General features: G+C 49.2%; 18 protein-coding genes and 3 pseudogenes. 7 read left to right on the top strand and 14 right to left on the bottom strand.

The features are described 5' to 3' along the window. Positions 1–16: 16 nt before the first annotated feature. The 9 genes from ACHZBS_RS21620 to ACHZBS_RS21580 all read right to left on the bottom strand — a co-directional run bounded on the left by ACHZBS_RS21620 (position 17) and on the right by ACHZBS_RS21580 (position 8,654). Entirely contained in the window at positions 17–358 is a 342-nt protein-coding gene (locus tag ACHZBS_RS21620) for a PilZ domain-containing protein (RefSeq protein ID WP_319408575.1), read from the bottom strand. Between the two features lie 120 nt (positions 359–478). Next, positions 479–940 (bottom strand): Hsp20/alpha crystallin family protein, encoded by a 462-nt coding sequence (locus ACHZBS_RS21615; RefSeq protein ID WP_319408574.1) that lies wholly within the window; start codon positions 938–940, stop codon positions 479–481. Between the two features lie 111 nt (positions 941–1,051). Then, complete coding sequence (locus ACHZBS_RS21610; protein ID WP_319408573.1) at positions 1,052–1,378, bottom strand: hypothetical protein; 327 nt, start codon at positions 1,376–1,378, stop codon at positions 1,052–1,054. Positions 1,379–1,508: 130 nt separating this feature from the next. Then, positions 1,509–1,817: an isoamylase early set domain-containing protein gene (locus ACHZBS_RS21605; protein WP_319408572.1), complete on the bottom strand. Its 309-nt coding sequence runs from the start codon at positions 1,815–1,817 to the stop codon at positions 1,509–1,511. A 110-nt stretch (positions 1,818–1,927) separates the two neighbouring features. Beyond that, positions 1,928–2,206, bottom strand: coding sequence for a hypothetical protein (locus tag ACHZBS_RS21600; protein WP_319408571.1), 279 nt, complete (start codon positions 2,204–2,206; stop codon positions 1,928–1,930). Positions 2,207–2,432: 226 nt separating this feature from the next. Then, entirely contained in the window at positions 2,433–2,948 is a 516-nt protein-coding gene (locus ACHZBS_RS21595) for a response regulator (RefSeq protein ID WP_319408570.1), read from the bottom strand. 191 nt (positions 2,949–3,139) lie between these two features. Then, the gene (locus ACHZBS_RS21590) at positions 3,140–3,796 is read right to left on the bottom strand and encodes a response regulator transcription factor (protein ID WP_319408569.1); all 657 of its coding nucleotides are present in this window, start codon (positions 3,794–3,796) and stop codon (positions 3,140–3,142) included. Further along, the gene (locus ACHZBS_RS21585; protein ID WP_319408568.1) at positions 3,793–5,619 is read right to left on the bottom strand and encodes a histidine kinase; all 1,827 of its coding nucleotides are present in this window, start codon (positions 5,617–5,619) and stop codon (positions 3,793–3,795) included. Before ACHZBS_RS21585 ends, ACHZBS_RS21590 begins: the two co-directional genes overlap by 4 nt. 35 nt (positions 5,620–5,654) lie before the next feature. Next, positions 5,655–8,654 (bottom strand): CheR family methyltransferase, encoded by a 3,000-nt coding sequence (locus ACHZBS_RS21580; protein ID WP_319408567.1) that lies wholly within the window; start codon positions 8,652–8,654, stop codon positions 5,655–5,657. A gap of 600 nt (positions 8,655–9,254) precedes the next feature. Between ACHZBS_RS21580 and ACHZBS_RS21575 the strand changes: the two genes are divergently transcribed. Together ACHZBS_RS21575 and ACHZBS_RS21570 are read left to right on the top strand one after the other, a co-directional pair. Next, positions 9,255–9,539: a PilZ domain-containing protein gene (locus ACHZBS_RS21575; RefSeq protein ID WP_319408566.1), complete on the top strand. Its 285-nt coding sequence runs from the start codon at positions 9,255–9,257 to the stop codon at positions 9,537–9,539. A 1,401-nt stretch (positions 9,540–10,940) separates the two neighbouring features. Then, a complete protein-coding gene (locus tag ACHZBS_RS21570; RefSeq protein ID WP_319408565.1) occupies positions 10,941–11,465 on the top strand; it encodes a PilZ domain-containing protein in 525 nt (174 codons plus the stop codon). A gap of 731 nt (positions 11,466–12,196) precedes the next feature. Here ACHZBS_RS21570 and ACHZBS_RS21565 read toward each other — a convergent pair. Together ACHZBS_RS21565 and ACHZBS_RS21560 are read right to left on the bottom strand one after the other, a co-directional pair. Next, a pseudogene (locus tag ACHZBS_RS21565) lies at positions 12,197–12,344 on the bottom strand (transposase); the annotation flags it as partial. A 195-nt stretch (positions 12,345–12,539) separates the two neighbouring features. Further along, positions 12,540–12,686: pseudogene (locus ACHZBS_RS21560) on the bottom strand (transposase); the annotation flags it as partial. Between the two features lie 55 nt (positions 12,687–12,741). Here ACHZBS_RS21560 and ACHZBS_RS21555 point away from each other — a divergent pair. Then, positions 12,742–13,877 (top strand): IS3 family transposase gene (locus ACHZBS_RS21555; RefSeq protein ID WP_319409109.1). Its coding sequence is split into 2 segments (ribosomal slippage): positions 12,742–13,021 and positions 13,021–13,877, totalling 1,137 coding nucleotides; the frame shifts between segments, so codons are not numbered across the junction. Positions 13,878–13,891: 14 nt separating this feature from the next. Here ACHZBS_RS21555 and ACHZBS_RS21550 read toward each other — a convergent pair. Beyond that, positions 13,892–14,773 carry a DUF6444 domain-containing protein gene (locus ACHZBS_RS21550; RefSeq protein ID WP_319408563.1) on the bottom strand — a complete coding sequence of 294 codons (882 nt, stop codon included), beginning with the start codon at positions 14,771–14,773 and terminating at the stop codon, positions 13,892–13,894. Between the two features lie 146 nt (positions 14,774–14,919). Here ACHZBS_RS21550 and ACHZBS_RS21545 point away from each other — a divergent pair, with 146 nt between their 5' ends. From ACHZBS_RS21545 to ACHZBS_RS21535, 3 genes are all read left to right on the top strand, one after another. Further along, complete coding sequence (locus ACHZBS_RS21545) at positions 14,920–15,879, top strand: dienelactone hydrolase family protein (protein ID WP_319408562.1); 960 nt, start codon at positions 14,920–14,922, stop codon at positions 15,877–15,879. A gap of 483 nt (positions 15,880–16,362) precedes the next feature. Next, on the top strand, positions 16,363–17,580 hold the full coding sequence (locus ACHZBS_RS21540; RefSeq protein ID WP_319406041.1) for an ISL3 family transposase: 1,218 nt from the start codon (positions 16,363–16,365) through the stop codon (positions 17,578–17,580). A gap of 40 nt (positions 17,581–17,620) precedes the next feature. Beyond that, positions 17,621–18,037, top strand: a complete 417-nt coding sequence (locus ACHZBS_RS21535; protein WP_319408561.1) for a hypothetical protein — start codon at positions 17,621–17,623, stop codon at positions 18,035–18,037. Between the two features lie 56 nt (positions 18,038–18,093). Here ACHZBS_RS21535 and ACHZBS_RS21530 read toward each other — a convergent pair. Continuing rightward, a pseudogene (locus tag ACHZBS_RS21530) lies at positions 18,094–18,255 on the bottom strand (integrase core domain-containing protein); the annotation flags it as partial. A gap of 1,114 nt (positions 18,256–19,369) precedes the next feature. Here ACHZBS_RS21530 and ACHZBS_RS21525 point away from each other — a divergent pair. Beyond that, positions 19,370–20,899, top strand: coding sequence for a Fic family protein (locus tag ACHZBS_RS21525; protein ID WP_319408560.1), 1,530 nt, complete (start codon positions 19,370–19,372; stop codon positions 20,897–20,899). A 376-nt stretch (positions 20,900–21,275) separates the two neighbouring features. Here ACHZBS_RS21525 and ACHZBS_RS21520 read toward each other — a convergent pair whose 3' ends face one another. After that, positions 21,276–21,548: a DUF3303 family protein gene (locus ACHZBS_RS21520; RefSeq protein WP_319408559.1), complete on the bottom strand. Its 273-nt coding sequence runs from the start codon at positions 21,546–21,548 to the stop codon at positions 21,276–21,278. Positions 21,549–21,655: the final 107 nt, after the last annotated feature.

The raw sequence follows: 21,655 nt of genomic DNA, 5'->3' as shown, positions 1-21,655 counted from the left end.
TCTTTTGGGCTGCCTGTTAGTCGAGATATCTCAGCCCCATGCCGAATCGAACAGCGTTTTCGTCAGCCAGTTTCTGCCGCCATTTGACTTCCGCCAGGCAGATGGTGCGCGGCCGCGATTCTTCATTCACGGTTGACGCCGGGGGGGGATAGAAGAGCATCCGCACGATGAGGATGGTTCCGGATTTGAATTCGTGGGAGGTTTCGATATAGGATCCGTCGCTTGAAAAATTACGCATGACGCCATCCGATAGATGAACGGCCCCGCTGCTGGTATAAGGCCGGCAGGTAATGGCGGCTTCCGTGGGACTGCGCGCCGCCCCTCGCTTTCTCTTTTTTTCCTCCGGTGGTTTTTTCATTTTTCATCCGGGACGGATCCCGCCCTCCGCATCCTGGTGTCTATGCAGCACGCCGGACACCCCTTCCCATTAAAAAGGATGCAACGCCGGCGTGCTGCACGAAAACCGGTTAGGAAATGGCTAGCCGGTTTTGATCTGGATTTTTTTGGCCTCGGTCGCCTGGGTCTTTTTAAAGGCCAGTTTCAGCACCCCTTTATTGTAGGTCGCGTCGATCGCTTCCGGATCGACCTCCCCAGGCAGTTCCACCCTGCGGCTGAAGCTGCCGTAAGTTCTTTCCACACGGTGAAAATTTTCATCCTTCTCTTCCTTCTCCTGTTTCTTCTCACCACTGATCGTCAGGATCCGGCCATCCAGCTTCACATCGATGTCCTTGGCCTCGCAGCCCGGGATCTCCGCCTTGACCGTGATTTCACCCTTGCCTTCGATCACATCCAGGCGCGGCGCCCATTCCCCGTCGCCGAAGAAACGTCGGGAGATCGGCAGATCCATGTCAAAGAAGCGGTTGAACAGACTATCCATTTCATCTCTGAAACTGACCAGTTCTCTGCCGGATCGTCTTCGATGGGGCATTAAATCAAACATGGCGGCTCCTCCTGTTTAAGTGTGTTTATTTTCCGATCTTGCCATCGTCTTCCATACGGCTGTCAGGGGTTACCCCTCAATGCAGTAGGTCTTGATTATCAAACTCTCCGTTCATAAGGGTGACTGTTTCTCATCCTGCAATCCAACAATGCCTGCCGGTGTCCCATACCGGCTTTCGCACAAATCACATTCGGGCGTCAGAAACAGAATTCCGAGCACCTCTCCATCCATGGAAAACATGACGCGTCCGATGGCCGTTGGCGTAGTCAGTGGTGAAGTTTCGTGTTCAATTGCAACGGCAGGATGAGCCTTCAATTTGCCGATCTTTTCGAATTTGTTCACCGGGTCTATCAAGGTCCGTGGATGGTTGCCCGCTAAAAATCCGACCACCATGGCGGCCAACAGAAGGATACAAATGACAGCTACTATTCGGGTCATGGTTCTGCCCTCCCTTCCCTCTATACACCAGTGTTCATCCCACCTGGTGCCTTCGCCAGGGATGTCAACCCGATCGCAGGGAATACGACAGACACCGATCGACCGAGGGAACAGATAGCAGATAAAGCGGTTACAAGCTGATCACCGAATTGTGGCTGTCTCCAAAAGGAGATGGCAGATAATTGTCGGCATCGGGATCGTTTTCCCAGTGGGTTTGTCCCAACAGGTAGCGGAACTGGTAGGACCGGCCTTTTTCCAGCTCCACGGTGGCGCTGAACGCACCGTTTTTCAATCGTTTCATGGGTGTCGCCGAGGTGGACCAGTCGTTGAACTCACCCACCACATGCGCCATGGTTATACCCTTCCCCTCCTTTTCCGAAATTTTAAAGGTGACCTTGCACACGGGTTTACCCTTCAGAAACTGCTTATTAATGCCCATTGTTAACCTCCGTTTACTGAATCACACAAAAACCGATCGTCACCACTTGCACTCTGCAGATAGATGCGACATGCTATCAAAAAGAATATCCAAAAGACCTCCCGGACCACTCACTCCTCCCGAAAGACCCCGCTGAACCGTCCGGTCACCTCGATATCCGCCAGGGTGCTGTTCAACCTGGACATTCGGGGAATAAAGACATCGAGACCAAACGCATTGATCGTTTTCAATCCATCCGTATTAATGGCCACCTTACCGGAGGGTTTAAGGGTTTCATCCAACAGATTGATCAGTTCGCATGCCGATGATGCATCAAAATCACCGAACAGCTGCAAAGCCAGCGATTGATCGCCGGTTTCTTTGGCATGGACACGAAAATTCCTGGCCATATGTTCTCCTCCATCCATCTGGTCATTTGCTTGCGATCATCCTCATCGAAACGGTCAGCAAAATACATGCCGAGGTTTAGAAACCCCTATCCTACCAATTTCATTACACTATCGAATCTCCATTCTCGACGGCAACCTCCGGTGGGTGTTGGCATTTTTTACAGGTTGGAAAGCCTGGACACCCAGACCCTGCATGCAGCGGCATGAGCGGGTTTACCGTCCGAAATCAGGCCCCCCATTCCCCGGGATATGAGGGGCTCACCCGCTCGATTTTTTCTCTCATGGCCTCCAGGTTGAAAGGTTTCAACAGCAGCCCGTCCACAATGCCGGACCCGTCCAACAGATCCTCAACCTCCTTCTCGCAGTGGCCGGTCATGATGATGACCTTTGTCCCGAAATGCTTCTCTTTGATCTGATCGGCCAGCTGATAGCCATCAATGAAGGGCATGTCATAATCGGTGATGACCAGATCGTAATAACCCCGGGTCAGATAATAGAGCGCATCCACACCATTCTCGGCGGTGGTAGGTTGATAGCCCAGACACACCGCCATTTTTGACACCAGCTTCAAAATGTCCGGATTGTCGTCCACAATCAAGATCCGACTGGCATCGGAATCAAGCCTTAACCCATCAGCCGACTGCAAAGGTGGATCGTCCAGTGATGGGTGATAGTTATCGGACGATACGGGATACCGGGAGCCGGGCTGGGGTTCCGACCGGTTTGCGATCATTGGTGGCATATGGCCTCTCCTTTTCCGTCGGTTTTGGAAATAAAGAATCTTTCGGACAGGGGGGAAACAGCGTCGGGGCAGGTACAGATTCTTTCATTTTTCTTATACTCCGGCCGGTGCGGCAGAAACAATTCGCAAAACTGCCCAATTATTGGATGGCTTATAGGTAATTATACCTATGGCAAGATGGTTCGGGCGGGTCAGGAGTGGTTGGAGGTATACCCCTGGGCGATGGCGTAACGGACCAGAGCGGCCGTACCCTTGAGGTTGAGTTTGGACCGGATGTTGGCGTGGTGGCGGTGGACCGTGCGGACGCTGATGCATAGCTGATCGCTGATCTGCCGGTCGGTATGCCCCTCGGCGATCATCTGCAGCACCTGGCGTTCGCGGGGGGTGAGGAGGTCCGGAGCGGCGCTATGCGTGCCCTTGCAAATGGAAATAATGGCCGAGGGAAATGCGCTGGCCAACTTTTTGGACAGGTATGTTTCACCGTTGCGGATCCGGTCGATGGCCTGGAGCAGTTCATCCCCCGAATCCTCCTTCAGCAGGTAGCCTTTGGCACCCGACGCCAATGCCATGGAGAGAAACTCCTCGCTCTTATGCATGCTGAGCATGAGCACATGGACGTCGGGGTAGAGGGAGTGAATTTCACGGGCCGCTTCGAGACCCCGCAGCCCGGGCATGGAGATATCCAGAATCACCATGTCGGGCTGCGATTTCTTGAGCATTTTCAACAGCTTCAGGCCGTCTCCGGCTTCGCCGGTCACGGCGATCCCGGGCACCGCATCGATCATGGATTTGATGCCTTCCCGCATCATCACATGGTCGTCGGCAAGAATGATGCGGTAATCGTTCATCGGACGGCCTCCGGGTGTGAGCAGGGCACGCGGATGACCAGCCGGCATCCCTTGCCCGCCTGACTGTCGACGGTCAGGTCCGCACCAATCATCCGGCAGCGCAGGGCCAGGGCGGACAATCCCATTCCCGCATGACCATTAGCCCGGTAGAATTCCTTTTGGGCATCAAACCCCATGCCGTTGTCCTCGATTCGGATCCGGATGGCGTCCCCGTCGCGGATCGCAACCAATACCACCCATGTGGCCTGGGCATGCTTGTGGACGTTGGTCAGCGCTTCCTGAAAAATACGAAACAGGCATATCTGAGCTTTTGAATCCTTGATCTGGTCAAGCAATTCGATATTCGCCTCCACCTCGACATTCGCGTAGGTTGAATATTCACGAATCATCTGCCTGGTGGCAGCGCTCAGCCCAAGGGTCTCCAATGCCGCCGGTTTCAGGCCGTGGGCAATGTTGCGAATCTCGTCGATGATCTTGTCGGAAAAAGTCAGCAGCTCATCGCACGCCTGATTCAGATCGGCCGCATCGGCGGGCAGCCGTTTTTGGATGCTTTTCAGACGAAGCTTGAGCACGTTCAGGTCCTGGCCGCAGCCGTCGTGAAGCTCCATGGCGATTCGCCGCTGCTCATCTTCTTGAACCGTCAACAGGTGACTGGTAAGATCATTGAGTGCGTCTATTGAATCCCCGAGCTTTTTCTGCAGGTGAAAGCGCTGAATCGCCATACCCAGCCGCGAACCGAGATTTTCCAGGTTTTCGACGACCCGGAGAGGAAACCGGTTCTCCCGATGGTCGGCCGCATGGATCAACCCTTCGATGGTTTCGCCAATGCCAATGGGAACCAGAACGACGGATTCGTAGCCGTGGGCATTGCACACATTTCGGGTGGCACCCAGGTCCGTGGGGGAGACCGTGGCCAGAAAACGACTGGTTCCATTGATGTAGAACGATCCATTTTGCGTGAAAAAAGGCAGGGCGGGATCGATGGTGCCGTTGATCACCGCGATGCACATGCACTGGTCGGTATAAAGGGACAAGGGGCTTTCGGACTCATAAAACGCCTGGCTGAAGCCGTCATAGGCCTGGTAGGGGATGTTGCCGGCCTCATCGCGGATACGGATGCCCACCGCATCGCATTGAAGATACGATTTTACCAGTTGAACATACCCATCCAACAACGCCGCCATGGTGGTGGCCCCACTGGCAAGTTCGAGGGATTGTTGCTGCACTGTAAAGCTGGAGGATAGCTGCACCTGCTCGCTGACATCCACGATGGAGACCGTATAGTGCCGTTCATCGCTGTGCGCATCTAAAAAGGATTGCAGCTGCAACTGGGCATCGAACAGGCGACCATCCGCTTTCTTCATTTTCAGTTCAAAAATGGAATTTTCCAAATGCTTCCGGCAGTTCAGTTTTTGATAATAAAAGCCGTCCTGATCGTCCCGGTGGATGAAGTCGGTGATGCAGCGCCCGGTCAACGCACTCCGGGGTGCATCCAATAAGACGGAAGCGGCAAGGTTGATTTCATGGATCACCCCATCCCGGTTGATAATCAGATAACCGATGGGGGCGAAGTTGAACAGGCTGGCGAAGTTGCGATAAAGCGTTTCGTATTTGCGCCTGGCCGCCTCGGCGGTGTCACGGGTTTCGGCCAGTTCCTCATTTTGCATCTCCAGCTCGGCCTGGTTGACCTGAATCTCGTGAATCAGGCGCGTAACCTCGCGTCCCAGCTGATGGTCGATTTCCGAGGATGGCAGGCCCACCAGCTTTTCAGCTTTGCGCCGCAGCACCGACCACTGTTTATCTTCGACTTTTTGCGCTGCCATACCAATGGCTCCGTGGGACATCGGGTGCTGACTGGTTATCGGATCACCGGCCTTTCAAAGGTGGCGAATTTGACCGGCCGGCCTTTTTCGTCCACCAGGGCCGACACATGCAGCCAGACGGTGATTAGGTCACCGGATTTAGGAATCCGGGTTATTTCAAAGGGCGCCACCGTTTCACCGCGCTGCAGCCGGCGGGCCACCGCCGCGTAATCATGGCGATGGTTCTCCGCGGTAATTTCGGTGATGTGCATGTGGGTGGCTTCCTGCTCCGTCCAGCCGTAGAGCCTTTCTGCGGTCCGGTTCCACGACAGGATGTTGCCGTCGAAGTCCTGCACCGTGACGGCGTCCGATGAATTTTCAAACACGGCCGTGATCCGCCGAAGCAGGTGGAGCTGCCGCAGATCGGTGATGTCGATAAAAGCAAGGGTCACCCCGTCAATGACATTATCGATGGTTCGATAGGGCATGATGCGCATCTCATACCACCGGTCGTTCTTATCCCTGACCTCCAGCTTTTTGCGTTCCAGCCGTTCAAGGACCGCTTGGGCGTGTTCATGGATGTTCACCGTTTCCATCAGGGTGGTGATGTCGCTGACCGGACGCCCGATGTCCGTCTGGCGAAGGTTGATGATCCGGGTTACCGCCGGGGTGAAACGGCGCACGCACAGGTTGAGGTCAAGAAACAGCGAGGCGATTTCCGTGCTTTCCAGCAGGTTGTTGATATCGTTGTTGGATTTGGTCAGCTCGTCGATCTTCTGCTGGTGTTCGGAGTTGACGGTCACCAGTTCCTCATTGGTGGACTGAAGCTCTTCGCGCGAGGTCTCCAGCTCTTCATTGGCGCTCTGCAGTTCCTCGTTGACCGACTGCAGCTCTTCATTGGCGGCTTTGTACTCCTCATTCGAGGTTTCCAGCTCTTCGATGGTCGACTGCAGGTATTCCCTGGTGGTGTTCAGTTCATCTTCCAGCTGTTTGACATCCAGGGGCGTTTCGCCGGTGTCCTCCACCGGGGCCGGGGGCGCATCTTTCTGTGGGCTTCTTTTCGTCTCTTCAAACACGACGATCAGCAATTCCCTGCCCGCCGGCTTTTCCAGCAGCGGACGAACGGAAATCGTCGTACCGATCAATCCCTCGGCGGATTTGACGGCGATCCCGTCGATGCGTTCCGTTTTACCGGATTTCAAGGCTCGGCTGAGACACTGGGTCAGTTGGGGAGCCAGCTCTTCACGCGCTATTTTCAACAGGTTGAAACTGGCCTTGCCTTTGGGCATTTTCAGATAAGGATCGGTATGGCCGAAAAAATGAAGGATTTCGAAACTGCGGTCGACCAGCACGGCCGGCGGCGTATATTCATCCAGAATGATTCGTTCCGCATGGTCATAAATGTCCGGCAAGGTGGATCTTCCCTTCTTTTTGGCCATCGTATTACAAAGCGCGGGACCCGCCGGCGCGGGCAAATGATTCATGGCATCGCGATCCATCGGCGCCAGGTCAATATGCTTAAAGATCTTGTGCTTGAGCGACACCGTCGAGAAATAGTCGGCGCACTCGCCAAGGGTCTCCGAAGGGCCCAAAAACAGGTGCCCGTCCGGGTTCAGGGCGTAATGGAACATGGTCAGGATTTTTTTCTGCAGATCCGTTTTGAGGTAAATCAGCAGGTTGCGGCAGCTGATCAGATCGATTCTGGAAAACGGGGGGTCGCTGGTCAGGTTATGGATCGAGAAGACGATGCTGTCCCGGATCTTTTTCTTGATGCGATAATTGCTCTCGCTGCGGGTGAAGTAACGGGACAGGCGCTGTGGGGAGACATCCGCTGCGATGTTTTCCGGATACGTCCCCATGCGGGCGGTATGGATCGCATTGGTTTCGATGTCGCTGGCGAATACCTGCACGGTCAACGGGATGCTCAGCCGTTCCATAACTTCCGCCAGCAGGATGGCAATGGAATAGGCCTCCTCTCCGCTGGAGCACCCCGCCACCCACACCCGGATGCCGTCCCCGGGCTGCCTGGACTGGACCAGCGGCACCAACACTTTTTCCTGGAGGGTCTCGAAGGCCTTGGCATCCCTGAAGAAGCTGGTCACCCCGATAAGCATGTCCTTGACCAGGCGGCCCGGTTCGGAAGGGTCCTTGGCCATGACCCTGACGTAGTCGGAAAACGTGTTCAGCTGATGGACGGCCAGGCGCCGGGCAATTCGGCGACTGATCGTACTCGGCTTGTAGTTGGAAAAATCGTGGCCGGTTTTACTTTGAATAATGGAAAATATCTGTTTCAGGTTAAAACCCAGATCTTTTTCTTCCGTCGGTGCGGCCTCGACGGGGCAGATATATGGATGCTTGAGAACGGCGATCAGTTTCTCGGCAATGTCCGCCGCCGGCAGGATAAAATCGACCATCTGCGTGGCGATGGCGCTTTCGGGCATACTGGCATATTTGGAATTATCCGGAGATTGGACAAAGGTCAGGCCACCGGCGGCTTTAACGGCTTTCAGTCCCTGGGTTCCGTCACTGGCCGAACCGGAAAGGATGATGCATACGGCTTTCTCCCGTTTCTCCACTGCCAGGGCGTTGAGAAAATGATCGATGGGGAGAAAACTTCTTCTGCCCGGCGCTTTTGACGATGCCAGCCGAAACTTGTCCCCGGCCATGGAAACGAATTTTTCCGGCGGGCTCAGATAGATACGGCCGGGTTCGATTGTCAGGTTGTTTTTGATCTGGACGACGGGCAGGGACGTGGTCCGGGAGAGCAGTTGATCCATGGCGCTTTTATAGTTCGGGCTCAAGTGCTGGATCACCACAAACGACAGCGCACAATCCGCAGGCAAGGGTTTAAACAATTGCTGCAGGGCTTCCAGACCGCCGGCGGATGCCCCGATGCCCACAACCGTGACGTCCGGGATCATTTGGCTCTCGGGGTGCGGGTCGCCGGTATTGCTTTCAAGCCGCTTTCTCTTGCCGAATTTGGCAGCACCGTCCGCTGATGCGGGCTTGCGTTGGCCGGAGGGGGATTTTGTCCCTGTGATGGGTTTCCTTCCCATTGAAGCGTCCTTGTTTCGTCTTGCCGATCAGCCGAAAAGTTGCCCGTTGATCAGCGATGGACTTTTCCCACGGATGGTTGAAGGGTTAGCGACAATGCACAGATAAAAAAAAGTCAGGATGGTTATGACATATTAATTTTATTAATAATCGTCTGATAATGTCAACTACTTTGGTGAACTTCGGTCAACGATCATCCAGTGTGCTAACCGCCAGTTTATGGCACTTCAAAATCCGAAAAATGAAGTAACACTCCCAAGTGTGATGTGCGTGAAAACGCCGTTTATTGAATGCTATCATGCAATGATGGTATTCCTCATTTCCATCCCTTTTCTCAATATTTATGTAAAAAAGGTTATATTTTTTAGCTTAATCCTTTCAATATACTGATCTTCAATTCAGTACACACCTCTCAATCACAATAACCTACCATATTTATTTATTAAAAAGTTTTTGGCATACGAATTGCGTTCTGGAATAATAAACCAATTTTTAACTGGAGGATACAACAAACTGAATGAACCGCATCAACAAATATGCAGATAAATAATAGATTATCTAAACTCATTGTTCCCCAGACATTAACGAATAAGGAAATAAAAATGGGACAAGAATTCGCTTTTAAAAATAACGATTATAGAAGATTTAACGAAAGAAAAAAGTATCCGGCAGAGATCGTTTTTCACCACGCGAATCGGTTATACGCAGGCAGTCTAAAAGATGTCAGCCTTGGTGGTGCCTATATTGAAACATACTGCGTAAATCAATTTTCCACCAAAGATATTGTTACCCTTAGTATCCCTTTTTCCTCTGGTCGGAATAATGTCAAACGCAGAGGGAGCATTCAATGGCTAAATAATACGGGCTTTGGGGTCAAATTTATTTGATCTAAAAGATTACCGAGTGAACGGTAATTACATTTCTTGAGTTTGTTCAGATAAAAGCAGTTTTTACTGACCCTGGAACCGTAGAAATAATTTCAGCACCAAGGGGATAAAATGGAAAAGATTAAATTTATTTCAGCGTGTATTGCGGGCAGTATGGCTTTATTGATTGTCCTTGTTCTGAATAGATTTGAATGGGGGCGTAGGTTCAACGGATGGGCTCTTAAAATTTAAAAGGGCAACACCTTAAATATGCTTTTGATGCCTGTATCAGAGGTCAATTGGGCTAACCATTCATTCGGCTATTTTACCCAGAATGCTACGTTGTTGAATATCTTCAGTCATTTATGAAGTATTCTTTTTACCCACCATCGGCGAAATAGATCACCGATTGATCTTGGTCGGTCAAATAAACTTTACGAATATAATCACGATCAAGCTTTGGACCTTCAAACATATCAAGCATTGAAATCCGGATTCATGGGACACTTCGTATTGATTCAGTTCGGACAGCCGGTATGAAAGAGCAGGATGTAGAAAAATAGTGCGAGGACGCCGGTATAAAGAAAAAAATACATGATCGAACCAACCTGGGTTAACGCCACATATGGGATACAAACCCTGAGAAAATATGCAACCAGACCTCTTATTCCGGCAAATAAGCCGAAATTGTTTCCTCGTTCAAATATCAGGTGTGAGCAACTACCTTCCAATGGAACTGGGCACTGCTTACCGTGGTTTACACAGTTTCGGCATGTGGTGGCATGAATTACGAAACACCTATCTGGGACCGGCATAGCCAGTCCCCTTTACCCCACCCAAAGGGTGGGGGTTTCTACAGCGATCTAAAATAGACATGACCGCTTATATACTAAGCAGGAAGGTAACGATAGCCACGAAGGCCGAATCCATGGTACAAAATGTTAGTGGACGTGAGGGTCTCCTTTTTTCTGGATGTTTTGGCGAACACACAGTGGGAAATTCGATTGTCAACTTTTTTTAACCCTTTAAGTACGCTTCAGCCGGATGAACCATAAAACAGTTTGACAGGATTTAGTAACTTAAGTATTTTAAATCATATTTATCGTAATACATAGGTTGCATTAAAAAGCAACGCGCCCAATTGATATTGATTCGATACCGTTTTTCATCTGAAGCACTTCTGACATTTCTGACTCCAAATTCCTGACTTTCAAAAGTATTCTCCTGTTATTAACACGTTGCTTTGCTTAAGGGAATCTACTCCAATACGGTTGCAGAAAGAACTCCTTTTGGCCGACTGTTGTTAAATAGGCTTTTTTTTGCATCCTATCAACAAATAAGAGGTCGGTTTCTTAGTAGACGGCGTCCTTTAAATAAAAAATGCTGATCATAAGGCAACAATATTTTTTCATTTTAATTCATATGAAATCAGAAAAAATCATAAATATAAACAAAAGAATTTTTGAACGGAAAAGTTATCAACAAGATATATTCTTCGTTAGAGGGACAATGTCCGTTCATGGTAAATGTATCAATATTAGTACAGGAGGGGCACTGATAAGTAACAATAGTCTAGTAAATGTCGCAGTTGGAAACGAAATATTAATTGCTATCCCTTTTCAAAATAAACAAAGCAGCATAAAAAAAAAATCAACCGTAAGGTGGATTGAGAATGACCGATTTGGGATTCAGTTTTATAGAAGAAAAAATTCCAGGGAAATGTATCAAAGAAAAATAACAATTTTTACAGATTCAATAATACTTTCCGCAATGATAAATAACCTTAGCAAGGGAGGCGCTAATATCCTTATTAATAATAATTTTTTTATAAGGAAAGAATCAGAATTACATGTGACAATCCCATTCGCAAAAAGAAATAAAGAATTAACAATAAGATCAGTTGTTAAGTGGATTAAAAATGGCCAATGTGGGATTCAGTTTGTTTGAAATTAAAATAATTTTTTTAAAACTAAAACTTTATAGAATTTTGGATGCATAGTAAACATATGGTAACAATTCAATAAAAAAATTTTTGTTAGAGATAACCCTATTCAACTCTTTGCCGTTTTACACGGATCATGCAATTAGGAAGAAACAATTCCAATTTCGACCACGATATCGTCACACCGACTCAACACACCCCTTTCAACAAACGGTTTCAACCATTGGGATATTGCCGCCGTTGATACACTTGTTTTTTCCGCCAGATCCCGAGGAGTCATCATCCCTTCACGTATGGATTGCGAATGGCGGATGTGGGTGTGAATGGTATACGGTAGAGGTGGTGGAGAATGTACTGGTACCATGAAATTGCACCTTGAAAGGGCGTTCATTGAAACTGGCTGCCTGTGAACCATCAGTGAGTGGTTATTTTCAAGATAGATCCGTAAAAAAAGGTATTAATTTTACTAAATTTTTCCTGCAAATGCGCTAAAGTTCAAAAAAATATGACCGAAACGGATATTATCATGCCTATAAAGCCACCATCTATGGTTTATGCATGCATTACAAATATCCAATTGGTTACATAAGGATAAAATCATGGTACGCGTTCACGGGATATTCCAGTTTGAATTAAATCCAGGAGAGATTGGGCGTCGACCTTCGAAAATAGGAAGTAATACATTCCACGAGGAACGGGAACGTCGGTTTTGCATTTAGACGGCAGGTTTCTTTCAGGGATAATATCCTTTCGACCCACCGGTTTCCCTTTTCGCTTTGGGTGCCCAGGCTGCGCTTTCGCCATAGCACCCCAAAGCGCAGTGCCCGTTCGGCACGGTTGTTGGTCGGTTCAATGCCATGGTGATCGAGAAAGGTCCACAGACTGTCCATTTCGCGAACAATCTGCCGGGCGAGTTTTCCGGCGTCGGTCTTGTCCTTCTCCCAAACGGAGACGGTAAACAAAAAGAACGTATAAAAATCCGACCACATTTCCGGGTCGGGAGGTTCTTTGGCAAACGATACCAGTTGCCTCAGCCAGGCGGCGACGATTTCTCCGAAGCGGCAAAGATCGGTTTTCTTTCGTTCCGCCAGGGCATCGGCTTTGCGGATCAGATGGGCCAGGCAGGTTTGGCGGTTAACCCATTTTCGATATAGGCCGTAACCATCGCTGACCAGAATCCCGTCCCAATCCCGGACCAGTTTTTCGAAAGCGGCGGTGGACCCCAAAAACTGGACAATGTGCTAAGCTATGAGTCAGACCAAAAATGAGGAGGATCTGACGATGGGTAACAAGCGCAAATCACACAGTCCACAGTTCAAAGCCAAGGTCGCTCTGGCTGCCATTCAGAACGAAGAAACCGCAGCACAGTTGGCCAGTCGATTTGGTGTTCACCCCACCATGATTTCCACCTGGAAGCGGCAGATGCTCGACGGTGCAGCCGATATCTTCGATAAAAGCCACCGATCCAGAAAACAGGCCGATGCCCAAACCGCCGAACTGTACCGCCAGATCGGTCAACTCAAGGTGGAAAACGATTTTTTAGCACGCAAGCTCAGCAGCTGAATCGCAAACAGCGTAAATCCATGATCGATCCGTTGGATCGGCAGCTGAGCGTTTCCCGGCAGTGTGAACTAATCGATCTTAGCCGGTCATCCTATTACTACCAACCCATACCCATAAGCCAAGACGAGCTGGAACTGATGCGCAAGATCGACGAACTGTATCTTACCAATCCATCCTCGGGCAGCCGAACGATCAGCCGCCAGCTGGATCGTCAGGGCATAACAGCCAATCGCAAACGGGTTCAGCGGCTGATGCGATTAATGGGTATCGAGGCGGTGTATCCCAAACCGCGGACCAGCCGCCCCCATCCCCAGCATAAGGTATATCCTTATCTGCTAAGGGGTATGACCATCAGTCGCACCAATCAGGTTTGGGCCAGCGACATCACTTTCATCCCCATGGCCAGTGGGTACATGTATCTGGTGGCGATCATGGACTGGCACAGCCGCAAGGTGCTCGCCTGGCGGATATCCAACACCCTGGACAGCGCCTTTTGTATCGATGCCCTTAAAGAGGCGTTGAGCCGCTATGAGCCACCGGAAATCTTCAATACCGACCAAGGGGCTCAATTTACCAGCAACGCGTTCACCAAGGTTCTCATCGATAACAAGGTCGCCATCAGTATGGATGGTCGGGGTCGTTGCCAGGACAATATATTCGTCGAGCGGCTGTGGTGGACCCTCAAACACCAATACATTTACTTGCACGCATTCGACACCGGTAAGGCGCTGCGGCAGGGTCTGGGCCGGTGGCTCGATTATTACAATCACGAACGGGGCCATTCGGCCCTTGACGACAGAACCCCGGATGAGGTTTATTACGGTCTGCCCCATCCTTTCGCCGAGGCTGCCTGATGCCTTTTTATCTTTTAAAAAGCTCTCGGCTCATAGCTTATTCTACCCCTCAGGCTGTCCAGCCGATGGGGTCCACCTCCAGCTTCCTTGGAGCGATGCGGGTCGATGCGATAAAACGCCACCCGTTCGTTGGCCATGGCCCACAACCAGTGCAGGTCGTTTTCCTTAAACCAGGAAGTTTCGTCGATGTAGTTGCACCAAAAGCGTCGGGCGACCCGGCCGATGCGTTCGTAGGCCGGCAATAGCGCATTTGACGTGCGGTCGACAAGCTTCTGGATGGTTCCGGTGGCAATCCCGATGCCCAGAACCGACTCACACAACTGCTTGACGTCGTTGCGGCTCATGGCCTTGATCCCACTCAATTCTCCGATAAGCGCGGTAAAGCGCGGCCCATAACCGGTGGATACGTCAGAAGGTAGCGCGGCCTTGACCGTCCTGCCGCAGTTGGGACAGTCACATTGCTGGAGAATATAGTGGCTGATTTGCATTTCGATTTCGGGTAGCTCGATATGCTGATGCGCATAAAACGGCTGCATCTTTTGCGGATCGAACTGCGCATGCCCGCATGCGCAGCGCGTCGGCATCAACCAATGGCTCTCGGTCGGATCCAGCATCTGCCGCTGATGCGGCTTGTGGCCTTTCTGACCGCCTTTTGCACGTGTACTCTTTTTCTGTTTTCTCTTTTGCCTGCTAAAGGGCGGATCGGATGACGGCGGCTTACTGGAGTTATGAGAATTTTTGCTGGACCGAACCTCAAGCTTCTCCAGCCGCTTTTCGTGGGCTACAATCCGCTGTTCCATATCGAAAAGCATCCGTTCCAGAGCCATGATATACTGTCGCACCGGCTCTGGTGTCAGTTGCCAATCGAGTTCCGAAAAGGGTCTTTTGAGTGCCATGAAAAGCACTCTACCATAGTCAAAAAGAAAAATCTAGATTTATTTTGTATTATTTCGGTTAGTTATGATCTATTTTTTGTGCTTTGATTTCGGGGGGTTGCGAGACCAGTTGGATCCTCAAAGTACCCCGTGAATGCTTACAAATCATGAAAACGACTCTTTTTAAACTTTTAGCGATTGCAGCGATGGTGACAATTCTGACCGCCTGTAACGCCACCACCATGAAAAACACCAAGGTTGAGCTCCAGTCGAAAAGTCCATACGATTATTGCCACATCCTTGATTCAGAACCAGATCCTGCAGCTACCATCAATGGGGTACTGACATTTCCCAATGATGACGAAACTAAGAAAGTGCCTGCCCTCGTATACGTTCATGGATCAGGCGGTAAATCATCAAAAAATGACCAATGGTTGGATATGTTTAGAGAGTTGGGATACGCCACCTTGCAATTGGATTGTTTCAAGGGGCGCAATATCAAATCATCTGTCGGTGACCACATTCAGGTCACATCTGAAATGATGATCGCTGACGCCTATTACGCATTAAAATATCTGGCCGAGAATCCCAGAATCGATGCCAACAACATCGGTATAATGGGAAACAGCAAAGGGGGAATCACCGCAACCTATTCTGCCTGGGACAAAGTACAGGAAAAGCTGGGTGAGGGTCATAAATTTAAATTTCATATTGCTCTGTACCCGCTTTGTTTCAGCAAACATCCAAAGGATATGAATTTCGTTTCCAAGGTCTTGATTCTATCTGGTGAAAAGGACAATTACACACCTGCTGCACCCTGCATTGATTTAGGGACGTCACAGCAAATGGTCACTACAATCGTTTATCCAAATGCCTATCATGCGTTTGATGACTCATCTGCCGTTCATACGAGTTCAAAGGCATACAATTTGACCGAATGCAAATTGTATCTTCGAGAAGATGGCCACACATTTGAACTTAATTCCGGCTACACTCTTAGTGACCCTGAAGAAAAAAAGAAGGCACTCAAATCATGTGTTCAAGGTGGTGCAAAACTTGGTAATAATGCCGCTGCCTTGAAAAAGGCGAAAGAGGATATTGTAATTTTTTTATCTTCTTTAAGATAAAAACGTTATCAAATCAGGACTTACTGATCCACCCGCTCCTTCAACTCCTTACCGCTACATCCAAAAGGGAACTGGCCCTGCAGGTTGATAATGCCGCCCATGCATTGAATCACAGACCCCGGCTTAGCCTGTCCGGGAGAAACGCCTGCCGGTCTTATTTTTGTGCTGACCGGTTGCGATACACCAGACGCCAGCGAAAGGAGGTTTATAACTGGATCCGGGACTTGGCCGTTGACATATCGGCAAGGTCCGGCAAGAATGAAATCTGTTCCACCGCCTGGCGCGTATCGGCCAGAAAATGGATGGGAAAAAATCAGTTGATCAGGATCAGTAAACCGGAGGAAGTGTTACCCAATTTTTTCCTGAATAATTGTCATAATTAGCGATGCAGCACAAATTACTAAAGCCATATAAGGTTCCTCGCTGTTTCGTATGGGTAGATAGTTGATTGACTTACCGCACTAGTGATAATCGCTAAGCACTATGAAAGATACAGAACTCCTTCAAATGGCTCTTGGTCTGAAACCGCCCTGGCAGGTTTCGACAGCGGATTTCAACCCCGATGAAAAGCGTCTGGATATCCGCCTTGATTTTCCCAAAGGGAGCACCTTCACTTGCCCGAAATGTGGGCTATCGGGAGTCAAGGCCCACGATACCGTCGAGAAAACATGGCGGCATCTGAACTTCTTCCAGCACGAAGCGTATCTGACCGCCAGGGTTGCCAGAATCGACTGCAAAAAATGCGGCATCCGTCTGGTTGATGTGCCCTGGGCCAGACCCGGCAGCGGCTTCACGCTGTTGTTTGAAGCGATGATTATGATACTGGCCAAGGCTATGCCGGTGAAAACCGTCGCCGAGTTTGTCCGTGAGCACGATACCCGGTTATGGCGTATCTTGCATCACTATGTGGGCGAAGCGCGTAAGGCCGCCGACCACAGTCAGGTCAAGCATGTCGGCATGGACGAAACCTCAAGACGCCGCGGCCACAACTATGTCAGCCTGTTTGTCGATCTTGACGAAACCCGGGTTCTGTTCGCCACCGGCGGCAAGGATGCATCAACCGTTGATCGATTCAAAAGAGATCTCACCGACCATGGCGGCAATCCCGGCGCTATCGAGGAGATGTGCTGCGACATGTCTCCGGCGTTCATCAGCGGTGTCGAAAAACATTTTCCCGAAGCCCATATCACCTTCGATAAGTTCCATGTGCTGAAAGTCCTCAACGAAGCGGTGGACCAGGTTCGCCGGGAAGAATCCAAAGGCCGGCCGGTGCTAAAGGGCAGCCGCTATCTTTGGCTGAAGAACCCATCCAACCTCAAGGCGTCCCAGGCCGAACAGCTTGAACAATTGACGATCAAAAAGCTCAACCTCAAAACCAGCCGGGCGTACCACATCAAACTCAACTTTCAGGAATTCTACAATCAGACCGCCCGGACCGCCGAAACCTTTTTGAAGAAATGGTATTTCTGGGCAACCCACAGCCGCCTGGAGCCCATGAAAAAAGCCGCATACACCATCAAGAACCACTGGGACGGCGTCCTGCGTTGGTTTACCTCCAGGATCAATAACGGAATCATAGAAGGGATAAACAGTCTGATTCAAGCTGCCAAAGCCAGAGCCCGAGGGTATCGAACTGAGCGAACACTTATCACCATGATTTATCTTATTGCAGGCAAACTGAAGTTCGATTTACCCACATGAAACAGCGAGGAACCCCATATAATTACTATAGGGAAAGTTTATGGAACAGAAGGATACTTCAATGGAATCTGAAGAATGGATCAAATTCATTGACATGGTTCAAGCATCAAACTCTGAGTTTGCTAAAGGAATTGTAGGGGATGTAACAAAAGCTGTTTGGTCACACAGCAACGATGTGACGATATTTGGTGGATATGGAGGTTTTGTCGAACCTGGATGGAGTAACGTTGAAGATAGATTAACAGCGGCAGCAAAAATGGCTTTAGATGGCTCATACTCATATAAGCCCATAAAGATTTCAATCACCGGAGATTCAGCATATATACTTCAAACTGAACAATATGTTTTTCCAGGGAAACCTGTAATAGACATTAGAGCGACTATTATCTGTCAAAAGGAGCCTGATGGATGGAAAATAATACATCGTCATGGTGAAATTACAAAACCATTGAAATAATAAAGTGTAAAAGTCAAAAACCTTCCGGACAGTTCGCCCTCTCGGATGTAGGCTTATCAGGCGGCTTCTTTTGAGAGTTCTATTCTACGCTGTTTGCCCAGTTCAAAGGTCTCTATCGGGCGACGTCCCTGGTTACGGTATCCCCGGTGAGGCCGCTGGTGATTGTAGTGGCTTAACCACTCGTCCAAGTCTTTCTGGAGCGCTTCCAGCGATTCGTGAAGGCGCTGAAAAAAGACCGGGACGGAGCCAATGCTGTAATGGAGAAATACCCAAACTATTTCCAGGAGCGAATGAATGAACTTCTGCAGTAGAAATAGAAGTGCGCATAAAAGCTTGAACAAACCTTTAAATGGAAAATTTACTTAATTTAAGGCTGCTGCACTGAGACCGGATATATGCAAACAAAGCATCCAAGGACGGTTTCCTTGGTCGTCATCCACTGGCGAAACAGTGGTCGTGATTGAGCGGCGAAACACTCACGGCATCCAATCGGCGGACGGTTGGTGCATGGTTCAGTCCAGATGGAGAGGCACTTCTCCAAGCTCTGGTCGATGGGGTTTGTGGGAGCGCTGAAGGCTCCCCAATGGTGATCAAACGGCCAGACGTTTGTGGTGCATTGAGGATGGTCTTACCTCAATGTGCCAAACCAGCTCTTGCCTTCAAACGCCGTTTTTTGGCTTTGAAGGCTTAGAGCGGTCAAGAGGGATGCAACGGGAGAGCGACAGCCATCTCCCTTGCCAAGATGGTGCGAGTGGGGAAAAATCTCTGATTTTGTACTACACGCACACATCTTGCGGTCATCGCAACCGCAGTCCCTGCCAATAGTGGAACCATTGCTGCTCCTGCTAATTTATCGTCAGAGCCGATTCATTATTTGCGATGACGGAATCCACCAATGCGTGCCCAATTCAGAATATTGGAAGAATAGAGACAAAGCCAGCCACCTGTCAAATTTAAACGGACAATACCGATCTGATCATCTTCGGGCACTTTGACCTGCCGCTGCCTTCAAAACCGTCTGCTTGAACTTCCTGACGGAAAAGCTACACTTTTTATCTCAAAAGCAGACGGTATGACCGAAGCGCAAAATCCGCGCAGGTCATTCGGGTGGGTTTAGTGGCCGGATCGGTTTTCCGGCGTGACACCGGAACGAAGGTTGAAAACCGTCCGGGGGCTTTAAATACAACAAAATAACCTAAATATTGCGAAACTAAAAAACCTAAAAATAGCATAACTTAATAACCTAAAAATAAATTGACACAATAACCTAAAAATGATATAACGTAATAACCTAAAATAACCAAAACATATACATCGATATAAAGGTCAAAAATGGCAAAACCACAAGATAAGCTCGCAGAGTCTCTCGCTGTTCTGAAAAAACTTCAGGATGAAGGCACTGTTGCAATTCATACAAAAAACATGACACGCACCCACCGGGAACGGCTCCTCAGGAACGGATTCATCAAAGAAGTGATGAAGGGATGGTATATTCCAGCCCACCCTGAAGAACCAGCCGGAGAGAGCACAGCCTGGTATGCCTCATTTTGGGGGTTTTGTGCCGATTACCTTAAATCAAGATTTGGTAATCAGTGGTGCCTTTCCCCCGAACAATCATTGAGCATTCATAGCGAAAACTGGAATGTCCCCGGACAACTCCTTGTCCGCACCCCAAAAGGGGGTAATAAACCGATAAATCTTCTTCACGAAACATCGATAATGGATGTTCGCCTGAATTTGCCGGACAAGAGCGACATAGAACGAAAAGAAAATTTGCAGATAATGACCCTACCCGCTGCATTGATTTCATGCGCCCCCGGCTATTATTCAAACAATGCTGTGGAAGCCAGGGCAGCACTGTCCATGATTTCTGACGCTTCCGAGATTTTACACAAGCTCCTTGAAGGTGGACATAGCACAATAGCCGGAAGGCTCGCAGGCGCTTTCCGAAATATTGGGAAAAATGCGATTGCCGACAACATCATCGAGACAATGAAAGCTGCCGGATACAGCATTACCGAGAATGACCCTTTCGAGGAAAAACCAGCCATCATTTTTAGTGAGCGCGAGCTTTCTCCATACGTCAACCGGATACGGATGAACTGGGCAGAGATGCGCGGTGTTGTCCTCGAAAACTTTCCTCAGCCGCCTGAATTACGCCGGAACACCGACGAATATCTCAAACAGGTCGATGATATCTATGTGACTGACGCCTATCATTCCCTTTCCATAGAAGGATATCGCGTGAGCGAGGCGCTTATTGAACGTGTCCGCTCAGGGAACTGGGCCCCGGAAACAAACCAAAAAGATAAAGAATATGCAGATGCTTTGGTTGCCCGTGGTTACTGGCAGGCTTTTCAGGCGGTAAAGAAAAGCCTGGCAAAAATTTTGGATGGTGACTCTTCTGGGGCAGTGGCAGGAAATGATCATGCCATATGGTACAGAGAGTTGTTTGCCCCGAGTGTAAGTGCGGGCCTTATATCTGCATCTGATCTTGCCGGTTACCGCAACCAGCCTGTCTATATTCGAAAATCAATGAATGTGCCGCCCCGCTATGAAGCCGTGCGTGATCTTATGCCTGCATTCTTCACTTTATTAAAAGATGAAAAAGAGCCTGCTGTAAGAGCTGTTTTAGGGCATTTTTTCTTTGTATATATACACCCTTATGTTGATGGAAATGGCCGCATGGGAAGATTTCTGATGAATGTTATTTTAGCCGGTGGCGGCTTTCCATGGACAGTGATTCCGCTTGAAACCCGCAACGATTACATGGCCGCCCTGGAAGAAGCGAGCGTAAGACGGAATATTGAACCGTTCTCCAGGTTTTTAGCTGAACTCGTCCAAAAAGGTATTAAGCAGTGATGGTTCGAAGTATCGTGACACAAAAAACCTGCACCATGGCGACGGTGCAGGAATTTGTAAGATTTCGATGGTAGGCCAGCCTATTCGCCCTTCTCATCCTCATTAAAGCTGTCATTGACAGGAACAGCGTAAAATCCGCTATCAATGATTTGAGTGCCGTGTAAGGCAGCACGTGAAATCAATCTGCCCTATTCTCAATGGTTACTACTCTATAAGCTCAGTATTGGCAGGTCTTGGACGATTTAGCAACCAAGGGTGTTATTTTTTCGCCAGTTGAGGTCAAACGTGAAATCTTGAAGATCGATGGGCGGACAGATATTGAACCTGGTAAAATCGTAGTAAAGAAATCTCTCGGAGGATACGATTTAAAAAATTTTCATCCTCGGGCTGCCGCCATTGCTTTCATCATCTCATCGGTATCTACTACCGGATAAACCTCAAATTTCCCCAGGTCGTTCCAAACCTGGGACCATTGGGCGGCTACCAATGCGTTATCTAATTCAAAGAGCGTAAAAGCACGCCCCCCTGCCGTGGAAGACCATTGACCGACACATTTTGCCCCTTCAGGCGTAAAAAGCCCTTCAGCACGCCTTTTAAGGACTTCATCCCTTTTATCTGGTTCATATGTGAAAATAGACATGAAAAGCATAACACCCCTCCTTCTGTTAATTTGTATCCTCCGAGAGAAAACTTTATTTGTTTTTTCAGCAAGATAAGAAATTCATAACCGATGAAAATCAACAACAGAAGGGGCTT

The organism is uncultured Desulfosarcina sp., from assembly GCF_963664155.2.
Classification (GTDB): Bacteria; Desulfobacterota; Desulfobacteria; order Desulfobacterales; family Desulfosarcinaceae; genus Desulfosarcina.
The sequence above is the reverse complement of the archived record's forward strand: the minus strand, read 5'-3'. Positions and strand labels throughout refer to the sequence as shown.

Coding starts and splice junctions, on each gene's coding strand:
- ACHZBS_RS21595 (WP_319408570.1), bottom strand. CDS start 2,948: ATGCCACCAATGATCGCAAACCGGTCGGAACCCCAGCCCGGCTCCCGG.
- ACHZBS_RS21570 (WP_319408565.1), top strand. CDS start 10,941: ATGAAATCAGAAAAAATCATAAATATAAACAAAAGAATTTTTGAACGG.
- ACHZBS_RS21540 (WP_319406041.1), top strand. CDS start 16,363: ATGAAAGATACAGAACTCCTTCAAATGGCTCTTGGTCTGAAACCGCCC.
- ACHZBS_RS21550 (WP_319408563.1), bottom strand. CDS start 14,773: ATGGCACTCAAAAGACCCTTTTCGGAACTCGATTGGCAACTGACACCA.
- ACHZBS_RS21545 (WP_319408562.1), top strand. CDS start 14,920: ATGAAAACGACTCTTTTTAAACTTTTAGCGATTGCAGCGATGGTGACA.
- ACHZBS_RS21525 (WP_319408560.1), top strand. CDS start 19,370: ATGGCAAAACCACAAGATAAGCTCGCAGAGTCTCTCGCTGTTCTGAAA.
- ACHZBS_RS21585 (WP_319408568.1), bottom strand. CDS start 5,619: ATGGCAGCGCAAAAAGTCGAAGATAAACAGTGGTCGGTGCTGCGGCGC.
- ACHZBS_RS21580 (WP_319408567.1), bottom strand. CDS start 8,654: ATGGGAAGGAAACCCATCACAGGGACAAAATCCCCCTCCGGCCAACGC.
- ACHZBS_RS21520 (WP_319408559.1), bottom strand. CDS start 21,548: ATGCTTTTCATGTCTATTTTCACATATGAACCAGATAAAAGGGATGAA.
- ACHZBS_RS21605 (WP_319408572.1), bottom strand. CDS start 1,817: ATGGGCATTAATAAGCAGTTTCTGAAGGGTAAACCCGTGTGCAAGGTC.
- ACHZBS_RS21620 (WP_319408575.1), bottom strand. CDS start 358: ATGAAAAAACCACCGGAGGAAAAAAAGAGAAAGCGAGGGGCGGCGCGC.
- ACHZBS_RS21590 (WP_319408569.1), bottom strand. CDS start 3,796: ATGAACGATTACCGCATCATTCTTGCCGACGACCATGTGATGATGCGG.
- ACHZBS_RS21575 (WP_319408566.1), top strand. CDS start 9,255: ATGGGACAAGAATTCGCTTTTAAAAATAACGATTATAGAAGATTTAAC.
- ACHZBS_RS21600 (WP_319408571.1), bottom strand. CDS start 2,206: ATGGCCAGGAATTTTCGTGTCCATGCCAAAGAAACCGGCGATCAATCG.
- ACHZBS_RS21615 (WP_319408574.1), bottom strand. CDS start 940: ATGTTTGATTTAATGCCCCATCGAAGACGATCCGGCAGAGAACTGGTC.
- ACHZBS_RS21535 (WP_319408561.1), top strand. CDS start 17,621: ATGGAACAGAAGGATACTTCAATGGAATCTGAAGAATGGATCAAATTC.
- ACHZBS_RS21610 (WP_319408573.1), bottom strand. CDS start 1,378: ATGACCCGAATAGTAGCTGTCATTTGTATCCTTCTGTTGGCCGCCATG.